The 19343-nt window shown below is 52.1% G+C and carries 11 protein-coding genes, 1 other RNA gene, 3 pseudogenes and 1 CRISPR repeat array (1 of these 16 running past the window's edge); of the genes and pseudogenes, 4 read left to right on the top strand and 11 right to left on the bottom strand.

Going from position 1 to position 19343, the window contains the following annotated elements:
- Nucleotides 1–193: 193 nt before the first annotated feature.
- On the top strand, nucleotides 194–1288 hold the full coding sequence (locus W01_RS01745; RefSeq protein ID WP_242007010.1) for an IS5 family transposase: 1095 nt from the start codon (nucleotides 194–196) through the stop codon (nucleotides 1286–1288).
- A 206-nt stretch (nucleotides 1289–1494) separates the two neighbouring features.
- On the opposite strand, the pseudogene W01_RS01740 reads toward W01_RS01745, so the two are convergent.
- Nucleotides 1495–1779, bottom strand: a pseudogene (locus tag W01_RS01740) (IS30 family transposase); the annotation flags it as partial.
- A 120-nt stretch (nucleotides 1780–1899) separates the two neighbouring features.
- A pseudogene (locus W01_RS14340) lies at nucleotides 1900–2025 on the bottom strand (helix-turn-helix domain-containing protein); the annotation flags it as partial.
- A 177-nt stretch (nucleotides 2026–2202) separates the two neighbouring features.
- On the opposite strand from W01_RS14340, the gene W01_RS01735 reads away from it, so the two are divergent.
- Complete coding sequence (locus W01_RS01735) at nucleotides 2203–2493, top strand: hypothetical protein (RefSeq protein WP_173051921.1); 291 nt, start codon at nucleotides 2203–2205, stop codon at nucleotides 2491–2493.
- Nucleotides 2494–2734: 241 nt separating this feature from the next.
- Nucleotides 2735–4201, top strand: a complete 1467-nt coding sequence (locus tag W01_RS01730) for a tetratricopeptide repeat protein (protein WP_173051920.1) — start codon at nucleotides 2735–2737, stop codon at nucleotides 4199–4201.
- Nucleotides 4202–4464: 263 nt separating this feature from the next.
- Here W01_RS01730 and W01_RS14525 read toward each other — a convergent pair whose 3' ends face one another.
- The 8 genes and pseudogenes from W01_RS14525 to ssrA all read right to left on the bottom strand — a co-directional run bounded on the left by W01_RS14525 (nucleotide 4465) and on the right by ssrA (nucleotide 12536).
- The gene (locus W01_RS14525; RefSeq protein WP_338140710.1) at nucleotides 4465–4977 is read right to left on the bottom strand and encodes an MFS transporter; all 513 of its coding nucleotides are present in this window, start codon (nucleotides 4975–4977) and stop codon (nucleotides 4465–4467) included.
- Between the two features lie 6 nt (nucleotides 4978–4983).
- A pseudogene (locus tag W01_RS14520) lies at nucleotides 4984–5661 on the bottom strand (MFS transporter); the annotation flags it as partial.
- A 121-nt stretch (nucleotides 5662–5782) separates the two neighbouring features.
- The gene (locus tag W01_RS01720) at nucleotides 5783–5932 is read right to left on the bottom strand and encodes a hypothetical protein (protein ID WP_173051918.1); all 150 of its coding nucleotides are present in this window, start codon (nucleotides 5930–5932) and stop codon (nucleotides 5783–5785) included.
- On the bottom strand, nucleotides 5929–6051 hold the full coding sequence (locus W01_RS14335) for a hypothetical protein (RefSeq protein WP_256380117.1): 123 nt from the start codon (nucleotides 6049–6051) through the stop codon (nucleotides 5929–5931). The genes W01_RS01720 and W01_RS14335 overlap by 4 nt, the downstream gene beginning before the upstream one ends.
- Nucleotides 6052–6062: 11 nt before the next feature.
- Nucleotides 6063–7154, bottom strand: coding sequence for a restriction endonuclease subunit S (locus tag W01_RS01715; protein ID WP_173051917.1), 1092 nt, complete (start codon nucleotides 7152–7154; stop codon nucleotides 6063–6065).
- Nucleotides 7155–7298: 144 nt separating this feature from the next.
- Entirely contained in the window at nucleotides 7299–8933 is a 1635-nt protein-coding gene (locus tag W01_RS01710) for an HsdM family class I SAM-dependent methyltransferase (RefSeq protein WP_173051916.1), read from the bottom strand.
- A complete protein-coding gene (locus W01_RS01705) occupies nucleotides 8930–12034 on the bottom strand; it encodes a type I restriction endonuclease subunit R (protein WP_173051915.1) in 3105 nt (1034 codons plus the stop codon). The genes W01_RS01710 and W01_RS01705 overlap by 4 nt, the downstream gene beginning before the upstream one ends.
- 133 nt (nucleotides 12035–12167) lie before the next feature.
- Nucleotides 12168–12536, bottom strand: a transfer-messenger RNA (tmRNA) gene (ssrA, locus tag W01_RS01700).
- Nucleotides 12537–12849: 313 nt separating this feature from the next.
- Between ssrA and W01_RS01695 the strand changes: the two genes are divergently transcribed.
- Nucleotides 12850–14790, top strand: coding sequence for an ATP-dependent DNA helicase (locus W01_RS01695; protein ID WP_173051914.1), 1941 nt, complete (start codon nucleotides 12850–12852; stop codon nucleotides 14788–14790).
- A gap of 112 nt (nucleotides 14791–14902) precedes the next feature.
- Here the strand turns inward: W01_RS01695 and W01_RS01690 are convergent, their stop codons facing one another.
- Nucleotides 14903–15493: a hypothetical protein gene (locus W01_RS01690; RefSeq protein ID WP_173051913.1), complete on the bottom strand. Its 591-nt coding sequence runs from the start codon at nucleotides 15491–15493 to the stop codon at nucleotides 14903–14905.
- A 459-nt stretch (nucleotides 15494–15952) separates the two neighbouring features.
- A CRISPR array of direct repeats spans nucleotides 15953–19343; the repeat unit is 37 nt; unit sequence GTTTCAATCCTCGCCCGTCCCGAAGGACGGGCGCTAC (it continues 1153 nt past the right edge of the window).

Raw genomic sequence — 19343 nt, 5'->3', positions numbered from 1 at the left:
CGCTTTCCTAGTACAACTGACGATAAACATTCTGAATCTTCATCTGAATTCGCATGCAATTAATTTTGTAACGGGTAGCTCAAATTGAACTTAAGGGCACCTCTAAAAATTCATCACCAATCACCCCCTGAGGCATCAGTTACGGCCAGAACTTTGAGATAATACGTCCATCACCCCGCTACCCAATCCTTCCATGCTCACACCCACATACCCCGGTTTTTTTGATGTTGAGACACGCACCGCCAAGTTGACGGCGATGGGTGACTCGCTGGTGAAACTCAATGCCCAAATCAACCGGGAAGCCTTTCGACCTGATTTGGCACGGGCGCATGCCAAGGAAAGGAAGAGCAACGCCGGGGCCAAGCCCATCAATGTGGTGCTCATGTTCAAGATGCTGGCTCTCCAGCACCTGTACAACCTGGCCGACGAAGGGATTGAATACCCAGTCCGCGACCGGCTCTCCTTCATGCGTTTCCTGGGTCTGCAACTTGAAGACCGGGTGCCCGACGCCAAGACGGTCTGGCTATTCCGGGAACGACTCAAAGACCTGAAGTTGGCCGAAGACCTGTTTAACCGGTTTCACGAGCAACTGGCAACACATGGCTATGTGACCTGCACTGGCCAGATGATCGACGCTACGTTTGTCGAAGCCCCCCGGCAGCGCAACAACCGGGAAGAAGACGTCCAGATCAAGGCAGACAAATCTCCTGAGGACTGCTCCGAGAACAAGAAGCGGCAAAAGGATGTGGATGCCCGCTGGACCAAAAAGAACAACGATACCCACTACGGCTACAAGAACCACATCAACGCGGACGAAACCAACAAATTGGTGCAGGACTACACGGTAACGGACGCCGCCGTGCATGACAGCCAAGTATTCGAAGTACTTCTAGATCAGACGATAGATAAGGATGGCAAAAAACGTGCGGTTTATGCCGATAGCGCCTACCGTTCCAGGGGACACGAAGAAAAACTGGCTGCCGACAACATGCCCAGCCAGATTTGCGAGAAGGGTACGCGGGGTCATCCGCTGACGGATGCGCAGAAGGAAACCAACCGGGTCAAATCCAAAGTGCGGGCACGGGTTGAGCACGTCTTCGGCGCTCAGACGCAAATGGGCGGGCATATCGTGCGCACCATCGGCCTGAGGCGGGCGCAGGTGAAGATCGGGATGATGAACCTGGTCTACAACATGAAGCGTTTGGTGCAACTGATCGTGCGCGATACGAAGGCGTCCATCCGGGCGGCTTGTGTCGCCAACGGGATAGGTGCGCCTGCTATGGCATAAAACAGGGGAAGCCCAACGAAAAAGGTCTGTCCTGGCGTTTAATCAGCTCGGAAATCAGGTGGCCTCCTGAAAAAACCAGGAAATACCTAAATCTGGCGGGATTCGCCACTATTTATAGAGGTGCCCTTAAGTTTTACGTTCATCCCTTCATTCCTAGATAATTTTGACAATAACGATTGGCGGATTCAAGTTCGAAGTGCAACAGCTCATGTTGGCTTGGTGTAGCGCACCTCTACCCCAAATAGTACTTCATGCAGTGATCTGAAACCCAGCACTTTGCGTGGCCGGTGGTTGAGTCGTTCTACCGCTCGCTGCACTTGCTCCTCGGTAACGTCAGTCAACGCCATGCCCTTGGGGAAGTACTGCCGCAATAACCCATTACTGTTCTCGTTCAGACCTCGCTCCCAGGAACGGTAGGGGTGCGCGAAGTAGATCGCAGTCTGTAGTTCTGCTGCGATGCATGCATGTCCCGCAAACTCTTTACCGTTCTCGACTTCCGCCCAGCTCTCCGATGAGAATTGCTTGCCATTGATATAGGTTTGCCGGCGTTCATCACGTAATGATTGCGCCTGCTTTGGCCGCCAACCGCGTTGACCTTTGTTTCGCCTGAACTCTCGTGAAATCGTCGACTTGTCCACGCCCATCTTTTCGGCAATCCGAGTTTGATTCAAACCCGCTTGTTTCAATCCGTAAATCTGATATCGTTGTCCGCTGGTGAGCTGCTTATATTTCTTCATCTGTGCTCCTTTTACTTGGTCGTTTAAGTGGCTCCGATATTAACGCAGCTCGCCACTTAAATTCACTTACAGAAGTTGCACTTCAGTGTTGAATCCGCCTTATCGTAAAATAAAGCCCACCTCTATCTATTCTTACCCCTCACAGGGAAGTGACCTCAACAACGGAAAGGAACCTACATGGACGTTCAGAATGAATTGAATAACGAAGTTAAAGACGCCCTCAAAGAATTATTATCCTTCACCAAAGAAACCAGCGATCTTGTAAATGAATATAAAAAACAATCTATTCGAAATCACGAAAGAAATACGCTTTTGTTTACTGCAGCTTTTAGAGAAATTTATCGTCTTGATCCTGAATCGAAGCAACGCGTTCAATTATTTATTGATGAAATTCTCTCGGATAATGACGACCCTGAGTTCATCTTAAGCATCGTTACGGACGCCCAAGAAGTTTTAAAGGCCCGCTGAACACAAGTGCAGCGGGCGGCAGAATGAATCCACCGGCCACCCCGGTACTGGGATAGCTCACCATATGCAATACTACTTGGAGTGTAGGTACGCTGCATCATGGCAACATTAGCTGTTTCACTTCAAATCAAATCCGCAGAATATAGTTCTACGGCTATGCATTGCAATTTCTCTCAAAGTTTATAAGTTCTTGATAGGCTACACTATAGCGACCACCAGATGCTAAACGACAAAACGACTGATGAAACCACTTCTGCTTGCTATATTTATTGCCGTATTACTCAGTCTTAGTACTGCGTGGGCTGAGCAACACGAAGATTACAATGCCGCTCATGCAGCATATAAGAGGGGTGATTACACAAAAGCTCTCAAGTTGTATCGTTTGTATGAATCGCAGGGAAATACAGATTATCGTAACGCTATAGGCTTGATGTATCAAATGGGAAAGGGCGTTAAACAGGACTATGGCCAAGCTTTGGTCTGGTTCAAAAAAGCGGCAGCGCAGGGGGATCCAGATGCCCAATTGAATCTCGGCGACTTGTATAACAAGGGAAAAGGTGTTGCGCAAAACGACACAGAAGCACTTAAGTGGTGGCGGCTGGCAGCGGTACAAAGGGTTGCAATCGCACAATTCAATCTAGGTGTAATGTATGCCAATGGGCATGGTGTTAAGCAGGACTACATAGAAGCAGTAAAGTGGTATCGTCTGGCAGCAACGCAAGGGTATGCAAAAGCCCAATATAATCTTGGCTTGATATATTACAAAGGTGAAGGCGTTGCGCAGGACTACTCCGCCGCACTCAGTTGGTATCGCCAAGCAGCAACCCAAGGGTACGCAAAAGCGCAATACAATCTTGCCTTGATGCATGACAACGGACAGGGTGTTAAGCAGGACTACATAGAAGCAGTGAAGTGGTATCGTCTGGCAGCAGTGCAAGGCTATGCGGATGCACAATTGAATCTTGGTGTGATGTACAACGAAGGTAAGGGCGTTGCACAGGATTACGCAGAAGCAGTCAAATTGTATCAATCAGCAGCAGTGCAAAGAGTTGCAATTGCACAATACAATCTTGGTGTGATGTATGACAAGGGTCACGGTGTCACACAGGACTACACAGAAGCAGTGAAGTGGTATCGTCTGGCAGCGGCGCAAAACTATGCAGATGCACAATTGAACCTGGGAGACCTGCATTACGAGGGGAAAGGCGTATCCCAGAATTATGGTGAAGCACTTCGTTGGTATCGACTAGCTGCAGCGCAGGGTGATAGAAGTGCGCAGTACAGCCTTGGCTTTATGTATGAATATGGGCACGGTATTACGCAGGATCACTCAGAAGCGGCAAAATGGTATCGCCTGGCAGCAACGCAAGGTGATGCAGATGCACAATTAAATCTTGGCGACCTGTATTTCGAAGGAAAAGGTGTTGCGCAGGAGTACGCAGAAGCAGTCAAGTGGTATCGACTGGCAGCTACACAGGGGGATGTAACTGCGCAAAACAACCTCGGCGCCATGTATGACAATGGGCATGGCGTTACGCAGGACTATATTCTGGCATACATGTGGTTCAATCTTGGCGGTGCATTAGGCGATACAAATGCGATAGAGAATCGCGATCTCGTAGCAAAAAAAATGTCACCTCAGCAAATTTCAAAAGCACAGAAAATGACCAGCGATTGTCAGCAGAAAAAGTTCATAGGATGCGATTGAATAAATTATGAGCTCGATGCGGTTCCAGAATAATTAGAGACCCGCGCCTGAAGAAAATCATTGGCTAAACACCATCCATCATTCGTGATGTTGTCTTTCACATGCCTCATGTCTCACTTCTTTACAACCTCCCTCATGCAATCGTGAGGAACGGTTGGGGTTTAAGTATTGGTGGCCAATATGGGAGTTTGAAGTCGCGTTCGGAATCGGGCGGATAGATGCTGGTTACTGCAGAATCGTGAGGGTTTCCGTGGGTCGTCCGACTATGTTTTTTTAATCAATGCAAGCAGGGCAATGACACAGAACGCGGCACCGGCATAGAACGTAAATGATGCCCCGAGCTGATCCCACAGCAAGCCGGCCACCGTGCTGGCGATCAGCATTGCGACACCGCTGACCAGATTGAAAACGCCGAACGCAGTACCACGTAAATTAGCTGGGGCGGTGTCGGCGACCATCGTCGCCAACAATCCTTGCGTGATCCCCATGTGCAGTCCCCACAGCGCCACGCCCGCAAGTACCGTCGTCCAGTGATCGTTGGTGGCCAATACCAGGTCGGCGGCAATCAATACAACGAGGCCCCAAGTCAAAAGTGTCTTATGGTTCATGCGGTCTGACAGCTGGCCAAAAGGGTAAGCCGCTCCGGCATAAACGAGGTTCATTGCCACCATCACCAGCGGCACCAAAGCGAGGGGGATGCCACTTTGCTGTGCGCGCAAGACTAGAAATGCCTCACTGAATCGAGCCAGTGTAAACACAGCCCCCACGCCGACCACCCACCAATACGACGCATTAAGCCGCTTGATGTTTTCACGGCGTATGGGATTGACCTTCTTCTCGCCATGATGCCGCTCAGGTTCGCGCACGCCAAACAGGAGTACCGCCACAGCCAGCAAACCAGGAATAACAGCGACCCAGAACACTGCTCTGAAATCATTGGACCAAAGCAGCATCAGACCGACTGCCAACAAAGGCCCGAGAAATGCACCTACCGTATCCAGCGATTGTCGCAGGCCGAATGCCGCTCCACGAATTTCGGCTGGAGAAATATCAGCGACCAGCGCATCGCGGGGCGCGCCACGGATACCTTTGCCCACTCGATCCAACAAACGGGCTGTCAGCACAATGCCCATGGTTGGTGCAATGGCAAACAGCGGTTTGGTCAGTGCACCCAGAGCGTAACCGAACAAGGCCAGTCCCTTGCGCTTGCCAAGATAATCACTCAGGGCGCCCGAAAATACCTTGAGGATGAGCGCGGTCGCCTCAGCTGTGCCCTCAATCAGGCCGACCGTGAAGGCGCTGGCACCCAATACACCCACCATAAAAAGCGGTAGCAAGCTATGGATCATCTCCGAAGAAATGTCCATCAGCATACTGACGAATCCAAGTGCCCATACCCCGGAGGGAATTTTACTGAGCGCTGTCGTTGTTTTTGTCATGGTGTCCGGTCTTTGCTTGTTGTCTTGCCAGCTGCATGAACTCTTTACGCCATGACCTGCGGGTCAAGTGTGTTGAGTAAGCCTCTTCGAGTTGAAGAACGACTGCTCGCAAATAACACGTCCTCTACTGAACTCAAGAACATCAACACTTCAATAAGTTGATCGGCCAACTCGAAATTTGTACCTGTTCCATGTCCTCGGCGCGCAACACCCGCTGTCGGCCCAACAGGATTAATTCACGCCGAGCCATCAGCACGGGTTGCGGAATGAGGGATTGAGCAGGGGTGTTCATGCTTGGCGCTCCGAAGTGGGCGTTTCATCATTCGCAGAGCGCGACTCGTCAGCCTCTCCAGTGAAGGCCAGGAATTTGGCATTGCGGTTGCGGGTCGGCATCTTGTCGCGCTCGGTCATGACATCTTCCTTCACGCCACCGTGACCTGGCCGTTCATCAGCATGGGCAGGAGCCAGTCGCGGAGTTGGGTGAGGTGCTGGTTTTCCATGCTTCGCGCAAAGACCATCTGGTTATATCTCGACACCACCGTGTCGTATTCCTTGAGAAGTTCAGTCGGTGGATAGGCCAGCGGCAGTGAATGCAGATCATCCTTGGTAATGGAACCGAATGTTGTTCCCTCGCTGTTGCGTCTGTCGAAGATCTTCTTGAAATATTGCATGACGTAAAACAGAAAACCGTCGAAGCCATCCTTGCTATTCAATGCAGCCACACCCCGCCCAATGCAACAGTCAAGGTGTGCAATATTCAGGTCTCCGACCGGCGCCCGGACACTCAGCAGGATGTCTCCACGTTTCGCCATGCGGGCCGGCTGGGTTGTGTATTGGCGTACAGTCGGAAACTGCCAGCCGAAATCAGTGGAGCCTTGAAAAAACTCGATCCCGTCTTCTGCGTCGTTCAAAGATTCGCCGGTCGGTGACTGCCCCATCGTGATATTGGCAATCTGGCTTAACTGCCGGTCTATCCACCCCGGCGGAATTTCCCGTTTCAGAGTGGGGTTGTAGACCATCTTGCCGCCGGATGATTTGTAGGGTTTGCCGTTGACGTCGGGCCTGCCCTGAGCGAAGTCGAAGGGGAAATCGAACTGCACGAACCAGTAGTCGTACAGGGTTTTCGCCATCGCTTCCAACTCGACATTGATGCGGTTGTTGCAATCGATTTTTGAGTCGAGGGCGGAGAGAACGGCTGCGATTTTTTTCTGCGCTTCATATGAAGGATACGAAAGCTCTACCTGCTTCAGTCCAATACCCGTCAGATGTTTGATGGTTGAGCCGATGAAATGCTTGCTCAGCTCGCCATTTCTTCCAGCAAGTAGTAATCGGTAATAGACAAATTCATTGCTATAACTGCCGCGAACACGCGCCCGATGGAGAGCCTTCTGAATCTTCATGCCCGAAACTTGGTCTTTCCAGATCGCGCAACGTCCAGGCTCGCCACCTTCACAAATAACAAGATCTCCATATTGCAAACCGTATCGATCTTGCTCACTATCCTCAAAGCGCATTTTGTTTAAGCTGGAGAAGTCGAAGCCCCCCACCGAACATTGATGTTCGCGAGGTAGGATTCAAATTCGCCTTTGTTCTTTTTTTCATCTAGCATTTTCCCGAGACACATCTCAGAAATTTCACCAAGTTTTCTTGTCTGCCAACTACTCATAACGTAACCCCGCCAGCTGCTTCTTGATCTCCTGCTCCAGCCCCGCCGATTCCTTGAACAACTTGTCCAGATTGCCAGTAAAACCCTGCATTTTCTCTGCGAACTGTGCCGTCGTTAGATCTGAATAGTCAATCCTCACCTCGAAATACTGTCCCGGACTCAAAGAATAATTCTTGGCGACGATGTCGGCGTAGTTCACCACTACCGAAAAATCTCCCATCGCCTGCTTGGCATTGAAGGTGGCGATGATATGGTCTTCTTCGGCGTTGGAGAGTAAGGTCTTCTGATTCTTGCCGTCCTTGACCTTGGTGCCGAGGTTGGAGGCATCAACCAGTACCACGCCTTCCTTGTTGGCGTCGTCAATGAACAGAATGGAAACGTTGGTGCCGGTGGTGGCGAAGATGTTGCTTGGCATGGAGACCACGCCGGCCAGCATTTTCTTGGTCACCAGATGTTCACGGATCTTCCTGTCGATACCGCTTTGCGCGGTGATGAAGCCGGTGGGTACCACGACCGCCGCCTTGCCGCCAGGTTTTAGCGAATGAATAATGTGCTGGAGGAAGAGCTGGTAGATAGCCATCTTATCCACGGCCTGCTTAGGCGTGTTCGGCACCCCGGCGAAAAAGCGTTTCTGATGCTCCTTGGCGTCCAGCTCATTCCTGAAGTCGCTGAAATCCATCTTGAAGGGCGGATTGGAAACGATGTAGTCGAATTTCTTCAGTACCTTACCTTCCCGGTGATAGGGGTGGAGCATGGTGTTGCCCTGGATGATGTTGGGAATGGAGTGCACCAGATTGTTGAGGATGAGGTTCAAGCGCAGCAGACTGGATGACTTCTGCGAGATATCCTGCGAATAGATGCTGCAGCGTTGCTCGCCGATGGCGTGGGCGATATTCATCAGCAGGGAGCCGGAACCGGCTGACGGGTCGTAGCAACTGACATCCTTGATCTTGCCGCGCACCGCCTCCGGCACCAGGATGGCGGCCATGATCTTGGCGACGGCATGCGGGGTGTAGTACTCGGCATACTTGCCACCGCTGTCCTTGTTGTAGTCCTTGATCAGGTACTCGAACAGGGCAGCGTAGAAGTCGTACTTCTGCGTGAAGATGCGCTCGAAACTGAATTCAACCAGCTTATTGATGATGGCGCGGCAGAAGGCGTCGCGCTTTGATGGATCGGTGATGAATTCGCTCACCCGGTCGAACAGGGTGATTTTGGCACCGCCGTCGGTCTTGACGGCGAAGATGTCATTGTTGGTGATGGCGATGTCGCGCAGCGTGTCGTCAAAGAGCTTGGCGAATTCCGGCGCATTCTGGCGACCGAAGAGGTGGGCGATGAAGTGCTCAGGCTTCAGGCGGGCGGTGTCCGCCCCCATCTGTAATTGCAGCATTTCCAGATCGTCGGCACTTAAATTCGCGATAGCCTGTTTCCAGCTTTCGGCTTTGGCTAGCGCCGGCCGGACCTTTTTGGCTTCGAAGGCGAATTTGTCGTTCAGGAATTTGTAGAGAAAGACCTGGGTGATGATCTTGAACTCGTTGCCGTCGTTGCCGAGGCCGTAAGCGGCACAGATCGCTTTGAGATTGTCGATCAATTGCCGGGTGCAAATTTCAAAATCCTGCGTGATCAAGTGCGTGCTCCTGTTTTGGTGCCTGAGGCAAATTCATTCATGTATTCGGCTACCACCAGATGGTTGATGGTGTGAGCGGCGTCCGGGTCGAGCTTGATTTTTTTATGGGTCTGGAATTCACCGATTACGAGGGGCATCATCATTCGCTCGAAATAGCTTTCGTTCGCCAGAAGCTGGGTGTTCTGCAATACCTGCTCGTCGGCTTGCTGCTTCACGCCGGAAAGCGCATCGCAGAGGCTACGCTCGGTCTCCATGATTGTCCCGCGTTCTTGCAAGCGTTTATGGATGCGTGTGTATTTCGCGTCTCCGTGATACTTGGCACGGAGCTGATTGTTCTGCCGGTTCAATTCTTTAACCTTGTCGTGGATCGCGTTGAGCGCGCCGATATTGGCAGTCATCTCTTCCTGTGTGACTTCGTTCAGCTTCTTTTTCTTGAACAGCCGCTCCAGCTCTTCCTTAAGGGTGATGAATTTGGGGTCTTGCGGGTCGAAGTTGTCAGCCAGGGCCTCGCGGGTCTGGCGCAGGGTGTTTTTCAACTTGTCGGCCAGCACCAGTTCCTCTTCGCGGATCTTGGTGAACATGAACAGGACGTCTTCGAGGGCGACATTGAGCAGGTTGCTGGTGTCGGTGCTGGATTCGATGCTTTCCTTGAGGTTGAGCAGGTCGAGGTGATTGCAGGTTTCGCGGTAAAGCTGGTTCAGTTTCTGGAAATCGAGTTGTTGGAGGAATCCGTATTCGGCCTGCAGACGGATGAGGTTGTAGAGATTGCGGGCATCGGCCAGTGCTTTTTTCAAGGCCAGCACCGTGGCGCGATCCTGGATCTGGCTGATCTGCCGTGAAAATTCCTCGGCGTTTTCGACATTGAAGCTGAACAGAATGTCCTTGATCGCCTCGATTTCCTGAGCAATCTCCTCTGAGGATTTAAACAGGTTGGAGTAATGCTCCACTTCGTCGCCCAACTCGGCTTGCAGTTCGTCGAAATAGGCTTTGTTGGTAGCGTCGAACTCATTGCGGATGTCAGCAAAATCGACAACGTAGCCGTAGCGAAAATCCTTGTAGGGGCGGTTGACACGGGTGAGTGCCTGGAGCAGGTTGTGCTTGCGGATCACCCGGCCGAGGTAGAGCTTTTTCAGCCGCCGGGCATCAAAGCCGGTGAGCAGCATGTTGTAGACGAACAGCAGATCGATCTTGCCTGCCTTGAAGTCCTCTACCCAGGTCTTGCGTTCCTCCTTGCTGCCAACATCGTGCAGGATCAGCGCACCGCTTTTGGCCTTGTTTTCAAGCATCATTCTGGCGGCATAACTGTCAGGCTGACGGGCTGCGATCAACTCTTGTGCCGAATCTTGCGCGTAGAGAGGCTGGGGCTGAGCCGCATAGACCGTATTGAAGATCTCGAACATCTGCCGGGCCTGCTCGGCACTGTCACAGATCACCATGCCACCGATGGTGGCGTCGTTCAGCGCACTCCGGCTTTTTTCAAAGTCGCGGATGATGTAATCGAGCATCGGCTCGACAAAACGCGGGTGCGCATAGACGAGCTTGCGGTCGATATCGCCCTGCTGAAGTTCCACTGCGGCGAGAGCCTCTTGCAGTGAGAGCTTGTAGTTGGTAGCGATCTTTTCGCGGATCAAGCGCAGGGTGTAACCGTCGGCGATGGAGGCATTGTAGTAGTACTTGTGGATGTAGTCGCCGAACAGGGCGCGGGAGTTGTAGTTGTCACCTAACAGCGGCGTGCCGGTGAGACCGATCTTGATGGCATTCCGGTCGGACTGGCTCAGGTTGGCAAGAAAGCTGCCCTGCGGGTTGTAGCTGCGGTGCACCTCATCGAGAAAATAAACGCGCTGGATGCTGACGTCGTAATCCTCGGTGCGCACCACATCCGGGTCATCCTGAAATTTTTGGATGTTGACCACGGTGATCTCCGGCCTGTCGGTGTGGTTGTGCAGGGCCTGTGTCGCCTTGATATCGCAAGCAAAGGCTTCGCGAGTGTCGATGGTATGAACCGTCAGCCCACGGCAAGCAAACTCTCGCTGCGCCTGAATAAGCAGGTCAATCCTGTCAACGATGAAGTAGAACTTGGGAATGATGCCCCTGCGCTGAAAGTAGTCGGTGAGAAAACGGGTGTTGTAATAGGCCAGCGCGGTTTTGCCACTGCCCTGGGTGTGCCAGATGATCCCCTTGCGTACACCAGCATCCAGCTTCCGTTCAATTGCCTTAGTGGCGAAGATCTGGGGATAACGCATGACATGCTTATGCAGACCGTCGGACTCGTTCACATAGGCCAGGGCGTATTGCAGAAGGAACGACAGGCGGTCGCGGCTGAACAGGGAGGTGCAAATCCGATTGGTCGGCGTGTTGGGCGAATTATTGCTGATGAATTCCGGGCTGTGCTTGATAACGTTGAGATTGTTATCGCGCAGCACCTCGTTTTCGACTGCGTCGTCCACGTCGGCCAGCAGGTGGGCCAGATTCAGCTCCTCCTCTTCGCGGAAGTAATTAAAGATCGGCGCGTCATACGAGGGGCTGGCATAGAAGGCCCCCTCAATGGGATGCGGTGAGCCGTCTTCGTACTCCATGTTGTTGGAGAAAACCATCAATTGGGTAATATTGATGAAGCGACGGAAACGGGGATTGCGGCAGCGCGTGACGATGCGGTTGCGCTCGGCCAGCACGCCTTCGCGGTTGTTGGGTTTCTTGACCTCGATGAAGACCAGCGGCATGCCGTTGATGAGCAGGGTGATATCCGGCCGGAACTCGTCGTTGCCATTCTTGCAGGTTAACTCTGTGACGACATGGAAGCTGTTGTTGCTGAAGTTTTCGAAGTCGATCAGCCGGTTACCTGAGCGTTCAGTGAGCTTTTCGTAGAAGGCTTTGCCGAGGTCTTCGTTGTCCAGCAGGAGTTTGACGTCGGTCAACAGTCGGTCGATGTCGTCACTCTCAATGCCGGGATTGATCCGGGCGATGGCGGCACGAAACAAGTCCGGAAAGATATTGGTCTCATCGTCCCATACGGCATTCTTGAGCGAGAAGTAGCGGTAGCCAAGCCGCACCAGATGCAAGATACAGGGGATTTTGACTCTTGAGTCTTCACTAAAAATCATCAGACAAAACCTCCCTGTAAAAGACTTTCACCTCAAAGTAAGTGTGCCCTGCCGGGCGCACAAAAAGAAACAGCCAAACCACTGAAATGGCTTGGCTGTATTGGCCTCCGGTGGTTTCTGGAGACCTTTAGATTGGTGGAGGCGGCGGGAATTGAACCCGCGTCCGCAAGCACTCTACAGGCAGTTCTACATACTTAGTCAAGTTATTTAATTTTATCCGGTAGACGCCAACCGACAGGCTGCTACCAAACGAGTTACCTAAATTTAATGCCATACAAAGTAACCCTGCATGACACGATTCCGTGTATATGACCTCACTCATCGCGGCCTTGCGGCCTTGAGCCCCTCCACGGACAGCAGGGTGTGAGGTCTAACCGCTTACGCGGCTAAAGCGTACTTTTCGTCGTTTGCGACTATTGGTTTTCCAGCTGATTTACGAGGTTGCGGGTCCTCGGTATGCCCTACACTGCTTTGCAACCCACGTCGAAGCCAAGTCGCCCCCGGTTTCGATATGACTCTGCTACAAAACTTAGCAGATTGTAGCAGCTATGAGTGACAAAGGCGGAAGAAGTTCCGTGCCTTTTCAATTAACGGTAATAGCTATTTAAGAGGATGATCAGAAATATTCAAATAGCAAACCTCAGCGACGCTACTGCACCTGGAATCAGGTCATACAGAAGATCACCGAGTACATTTTGAATCCATAACCAGCAACGGAAACAGACCTGTCCCGGTTATCCGTCACCCGTTGCTTTCACGCAGTGATACCATGCAAATCAATTCGCTGCTTGACTCGTTGGGCTACTATTTTAACAATGATAGATAAAAAAATCGCATTCCTGTTTTCGCCTGATGGTGCGCTGGCCGAACACATCCCCAATTTTCGCGCGCGCCCACAGCAAGTTGAAATGGCACAAGCCATCGCACAGGCGATTACCGCGAATGGCCAGCTCATCGCAGAGGCAGGCACAGGCACAGGCAAGACTTTTGCTTATCTCGTCCCTGCCCTGCTCGCAGGCGGCAAGGTAATTATTTCCACCGGCACAAAAAATTTGCAGGACCAACTGTTCCAACGCGATTTACCCACGGTGCGTGATGCGCTTAAAGTGCCGGTTTCGATAGCATTGCTCAAGGGCCGCTCCAATTATCTGTGCCATTATCACCTCGAACGCACGCTGTCTGATGGCCGCTTTACCACGCGCGAAGATTCGCGCCATCTAACCAAAATTGTGAAGTACGCAAAAATTACCCAATCCGGCGATAAAAGTGGTGTGAGCGATGTACCAGAGAATGCACTCATCTGGATGCAGGTGACTTCAACACGCGATAACTGCCTGGGACAGGAATGTCCGCATCATAAAGATTGCTTTGTACTCAAGGCTCGCAAGGAGGCGATGCGGGCCGATGTGGTGGTGGTGAACCATCATTTGTTTTTCGCTGATTTGATGCTGCGCGACGAAGGCGTGACGGAACTGCTGCCAGCTTGCAATACCGTTATTTTCGACGAAGCACACCAATTGCCTGAGACCGCCAGCTTATTTTTTGGCGAGAGTATTTCGACTTCACAAATCATCGAACTGGCACGAGACGCGCGGTTGGAGGCGGCAATTTCGGCTAAAGACTTTGCCGCGCTTCCCATCGCTACCGACTCGTTGGACAAAGCCGCACGTGACTTACGCCTGGTATTCAAACAAAGCGAGGGACGCATGACTGCCATCGCCATGGAAGATTTATCCGGCTGGACGGATGCCATAAGCGTGTTAAGCGATAAGCTCAAGCAGGTTAACAATCTGCTGGAAAAGCAAGCAGAGCGCAGCGAGGGACTAGAGAGTTGCTGGCAACGTGGACAGGAGATGGCGCAAAAAATTTTGCAATGGCAGGATAAAAAGCAAGTGGATATGGTGCGCTGGCTGGAAATATTTCACCAATCCGTGCAACTCAACACCACACCGTTGTCCATCGCAGAAATATTCGCCAAGCAAATTAATGGCCACCCACGTGCATGGATTTTTACGTCAGCCACGATTACCGTGAAGCAGGATTTCTCGCACTATCAATCCGAAATGGGGTTGCTTGAGGCTCAAACTGCCTGCTGGGATAGTCCTTTCAATTACCCTGAGCAAGCACTGCTATATGTACCCCAAAATATGCTCGATCCGAATAATCCTGGCTATACCGAAGCGGTGGTGCTGGCGGCTCTCCCGTTGATCGAGGCCAGCAAAGGACGGGCGTTTTTGCTGTTCACCAGCCTGCGTGCCATGCAACGCGCGCATGAAATTTTAACGACCGAGTTCGAACGCAAGAAGCTTAACTATCCGCTGATGTTACAAGGCGAGGGTTCACGCAATGAGCTGTTGAGCCGCTTCCGCGAACACGGCAACGCCATTCTACTGGGCAGTCAGTCGTTTTGGGAAGGAGTGGATGTGCGCGGCGAAGCGCTTTCGTTAGTGGTAATAGACAAACTGCCGTTCGCCCCGCCGGATGACCCAGTGCTGGCGGCACGCCTTGCACAGATAACCAGCCAGGGGCGTAACGCCTTCATGGAATATCAGTTGCCCCGCACGGTCATTAATCTTAAGCAAGGTGCAGGACGCTTGATTCGCGATGAGACCGATCGCGGCGTATTGATGATTTGTGACCCACGTTTGATAGCAAAATCCTACGGCAAGCGCATATGGCAGAGCTTGCCACCATTCAAGCGCACACGGAATTTAAGTGAGGCGGTGGATTTTTTGCATAGTTCAGAAAATCAGTAATTACGTACCGGGATTATGATTGTCCATCATTTGTTTCCAGTCGTTTAAGGGGGCACTGTTAACCAAGGATAAGTTCAATTAAATTAAATTAAACAAACCTCTAGGCCTTAAATTATATGGGCTCAATTGTTATTTCGCTGGCGATGCGGAGAATTTCTTCTGATGTATCCGAAAACTTATTTATAAAGCCGACATTCTTTGCAGGCGCAACTAAATCGAGAAATTGTTGGCGGAGCAAAGCAACTCGATCTGGATTTATACCAGTAAGTACCGCTGGCACGCCAATTAAAGCCGCCGCTGTTGCCCCATCGCGTTGGGTGAAGGCATCAGTAAGCATTTTTTCTTTCCCTGCATCGTCAAGAGAACGGTAAATTGAACGAATCTCTGCGGCATACTCATTTGGCACTAAATTTGCCGATTTAAGTTGCTCAGCTTTCACGTTCTCGCGAAATTCGATAATGCTGAAACGTAAGAAATCACGCACCGCATCAACGGTAACTTTAAGTTTATCTTGCGCGGTTGCAATGTCCTGACTAATGGCGAGCGCCGTCTTCATAGGGTCTGGATGTTCTCTCAATTCTGTCACCACGAAAGCATCTTTTTCAATGCGTTGCATCAACTCCCGAAGTTCAGTTCCAAGCTGCCCATCTTCAGGTATGCGAGAGATTAAATGTTTAATTGATGCAAATTTAGGTGATCTCATTTTTTTCTCCATTTAAATTTTGTGGCCAAGTTACTTCGTACACGAAGTGAATTCTGCCATTTTTTGTTTTTAACATCGACACTATCTTGTAGAATTTATGAAAAATTGCATATTGACCCTTCGTAAAATTTCTTTTAAATATTAGACTCATCCCAAAGACCACCAAGTTCCTTGCAGCAATATTCATAATATTTGACGGTCTTCGTGATTTCCACAAGGGCAATGAATATCAAGATTTCACTATTGCTGCTAAGGTGCTCAGTTTCTCCTAAGATGTCCATGTATTTTGTCAAACATCTTTGAGAAAAATGAGCGCCTTAGATGTTTTCATCTAAAAATTGAAACAACTATAAATGGCGGATTCAAGTTCGAAGTGCAACAGGTAGTGCTAGCTTGGTGTAGCGCATCTCTACCCCAAATACTACGACCGCCCTTATTCTTAATTGGCGACAGTCAGGCGTTTCAATCCTCGCCCGTCCCGAAGGACGGGCGCTACATCCCAAGCAGCAGATGGGGTATTTGCAAGTCAAGTTTCAATCCTCGCCCGTCCCGAAGGACGGGCGCTACCGCGACGCGGTTGTCGAACAGGGAATAGTTGAAATGTTTCAATCCTCGCCCGTCCCGAAGGACGGGCGCTACGTGGTGTATCGCCGATGGTGCGACAAGGCGTACGAGTTTCAATCCTCGCCCGTCCCGAAGGACGGGCGCTACTAATCGAACGACCATCATCACTAGATATGGAAAAAGTTTCAATCCTCGCCCGTCCCGAAGGACGGGCGCTACTTCGCTTTGTTGAAGTTGCCCTGCGCTGCATGAAGTTTCAATCCTCGCCCGTCCCGAAGGACGGGCGCTACCCGGGTTGCGGCTAAAATCAGACAATATTAAATGGTTTCAATCCTCGCCCGTCCCGAAGGACGGGCGCTACCTCGCAAGCTGTTAGAGGCGATTGAGGCCACGCTTGTTTCAATCCTCGCCCGTCCCGAAGGACGGGCGCTACCTGCTACCTCAATGGCCGCAGCCAAAGGCTCTATGGTTTCAATCCTCGCCCGTCCCGAAGGACGGGCGCTACTTAGACGTGTCGACGGTGTTGACACCCTCAAAAGTGTTTCAATCCTCGCCCGTCCCGAAGGACGGGCGCTACTCCAGATCGCGTGCGCATCACCCTTACCACCGAAGTTTCAATCCTCGCCCGTCCCGAAGGACGGGCGCTACCTCTTTGCCTGTTTCGATGTTGCGCATCGGCTGACTGTTTCAATCCTCGCCCGTCCCGAAGGACGGGCGCTACGGTTGATTTCTTCTTTGCCAAACACGTTTTTAATAGTTTCAATCCTCGCCCGTCCCGAAGGACGGGCGCTACCCTAACCGCATACTCATTAACTCAACCGAAAGGAGTTTCAATCCTCGCCCGTCCCGAAGGACGGGCGCTACTGAGCACTTACCATTTACCGCTTATCCTTTTAAAAGTTTCAATCCTCGCCCGTCCCGAAGGACGGGCGCTACACGCACATCGCCTGGTGATACGTGCATTGCCTGACGTTTCAATCCTCGCCCGTCCCGAAGGACGGGCGCTACGCAATGTCAGGATGTTCGGCCGCCCAATCTGACGTTTCAATCCTCGCCCGTCCCGAAGGACGGGCGCTACCGCCAGCCCTACGCTTATATTTTCCGGTGTAGGCGTTTCAATCCTCGCCCGTCCCGAAGGACGGGCGCTACGCAATGTCAGGATGTTCGGCCGCCCAATCTGACGTTTCAATCCTCGCCCGTCCCGAAGGACGGGCGCTACCGCCAGCCCTACGCTTATATTTTCCGGTGTAGGCGTTTCAATCCTCGCCCGTCCCGAAGGACGGGCGCTACTTTAGCCTCACGCAGACAATCCAGAATATCCGAGTTTCAATCCTCGCCCGTCCCGAAGGACGGGCGCTACAATTGGGCGGCAAAAGAGTTATTTGCTGACATGATGTTTCAATCCTCGCCCGTCCCGAAGGACGGGCGCTACGCTTGCAAGCCTTGTGATGACTCCACCCTGAAAGTGTTTCAATCCTCGCCCGTCCCGAAGGACGGGCGCTACCATGCCTCAGAGGCTGGGCGCGGAGCAACGATAGAGGTTTCAATCCTCGCCCGTCCCGAAGGACGGGCGCTACATCGTTTCCGGTCAGAATCTGGTCGCGTTGATAATCGTTTCAATCCTCGCCCGTCCCGAAGGACGGGCGCTACCCAGTCCAGACGATATTCCTGCCAGCCATTTGATGTTTCAATCCTCGCCCGTCCCGAAGGACGGGCGCTACCAGGGTCAATAAAATAGTTTTTTACCCAGTTATGTTTCAATCCTCGCCCGTCCCGAAGGACGGGCGCTACATATTTCACACCACAATCATTTTACGATGAGGAAGTTTCAATCCTCGCCCGTCCCGAAGGACGGGCGCTACGTGGCGTACCGGATTCAATGGTGCAACCGGAATTGTTTCAATCCTCGCCCGTCCCGAAGGACGGGCGCTACGCATAGGTCGGAGCCAGGCCATTGGTACCACCAATGTTTCAATCCTCGCCCGTCCCGAAGGACGGGCGCTACCGGCTCAAGAAAACGATGGATGAAGGTGCCAGTCTGTTTCAATCCTCGCCCGTCCCGAAGGACGGGCGCTACCGAAAAACTCGCTGGGATATTTTGATTCATTATTGTTTCAATCCTCGCCCGTCCCGAAGGACGGGCGCTACAGAACGTGCTCGCATTCCCGGCAACGGTCACTATGTTTCAATCCTCGCCCGTCCCGAAGGACGGGCGCTACGAAGGCGTGCAAATTGCATCCCCCTCCAGTAAATGTTTCAATCCTCGCCCGTCCCGAAGGACGGGCGCTACTGTTTCGCCGTGGTCGTTAATGATCCCAGTAAAGCTGTTTCAATCCTCGCCCGTCCCGAAGGACGGGCGCTACTGTTTCGCCGTGGTCGTTAATGATCCCAGTAAAGCTGTTTCAATCCTCGCCCGTCCCGAAGGACGGGCGCTACGTGGCGTACCGGATTCAATGGTGCAACCGGAATTGTTTCAATCCTCGCCCGTCCCGAAGGACGGGCGCTACTGCGCTTACTCACGTTACTGCTCCACCATGTTGAGGTTTCAATCCTCGCCCGTCCCGAAGGACGGGCGCTACAAGGCATTCGAGACTGAGGCGCGCGCACAATTCGTTTCAATCCTCGCCCGTCCCGAAGGACGGGCGCTACATTTGGCCGGATTGCGACGCACAGCGCGAGCGATTGTTTCAATCCTCGCCCGTCCCGAAGGACGGGCGCTACGCAGCTCGCTATATCTGGCCAATGTATCCTTGCTGTTTCAATCCTCGCCCGTCCCGAAAGACGGGCGCTACGATGTTGCGCTACTTACGAGCGCCAGAGCCTCTTCTGTTTCAATCCTCGCCCGTCCCGAAGGACGGGCGCTACAACTTCATCGCTGCTATAAACTCATCTTTTTGCTGTTTCAATCCTCGCCCGTCCCGAAGGACGGGCGCTACATAGCTGCTTTTTACCATTATTTATTGAATTATGTTTCAATCCTCGCCCGTCCCGAAGGACGGGCGCTACTGAGTTTTCTATGATGGGCAAGTCCTACACAATTGTTTCAATCCTCGCCCGTCCCGAAGGACGGGCGCTACCAAATTTGATGCGAGCCCCATCCCTCACCATTATTGTTTCAATCCTCGCCCGTCCCGAAGGACGGGCGCTACGCGAAGCTGCCAGAATTGCCGCCGATCGAGCCTCTGTTTCAATCCTCGCCCGTCCCGAAGGACGGGCGCTACACTTTGCTCACTCTGCACTGACAAGTATTTCTAATGCGTTTCAATCCTCGCCCGTCCCGAAGGAC

It is taken from the genome of Candidatus Nitrotoga sp. AM1P (assembly GCF_013168275.1).
Classification (GTDB): domain Bacteria; phylum Pseudomonadota; class Gammaproteobacteria; order Burkholderiales; family Gallionellaceae; genus Nitrotoga.
Note: the sequence above shows the minus strand (reverse complement) of the source record. Positions and strands in the feature narration are given on the sequence as shown.

What these genes read in the sequence shown, in the direction of transcription:
- W01_RS01735 (WP_173051921.1), top strand. Translation starts at nt 2,203, where the DNA reads ATGGACGTTCAGAATGAATTGAATAACGAAGTTAAAGACGCCCTCAAA.
- W01_RS01745 (WP_242007010.1), top strand. Translation starts at nt 194, where the DNA reads ATGCTCACACCCACATACCCCGGTTTTTTTGATGTTGAGACACGCACC.
- W01_RS01715 (WP_173051917.1), bottom strand. Translation starts at nt 7,154, where the DNA reads ATGCGCTTTGAGGATAGTGAGCAAGATCGATACGGTTTGCAATATGGA.
- W01_RS14335 (WP_256380117.1), bottom strand. Translation starts at nt 6,051, where the DNA reads ATGACCGAGCGCGACAAGATGCCGACCCGCAACCGCAATGCCAAATTC.
- W01_RS01720 (WP_173051918.1), bottom strand. Translation starts at nt 5,932, where the DNA reads ATGAACACCCCTGCTCAATCCCTCATTCCGCAACCCGTGCTGATGGCT.
- W01_RS01690 (WP_173051913.1), bottom strand. Translation starts at nt 15,493, where the DNA reads ATGAGATCACCTAAATTTGCATCAATTAAACATTTAATCTCTCGCATA.
- W01_RS01730 (WP_173051920.1), top strand. Translation starts at nt 2,735, where the DNA reads ATGAAACCACTTCTGCTTGCTATATTTATTGCCGTATTACTCAGTCTT.
- W01_RS01695 (WP_173051914.1), top strand. Translation starts at nt 12,850, where the DNA reads ATGATAGATAAAAAAATCGCATTCCTGTTTTCGCCTGATGGTGCGCTG.
- W01_RS01705 (WP_173051915.1), bottom strand. Translation starts at nt 12,034, where the DNA reads ATGATTTTTAGTGAAGACTCAAGAGTCAAAATCCCCTGTATCTTGCAT.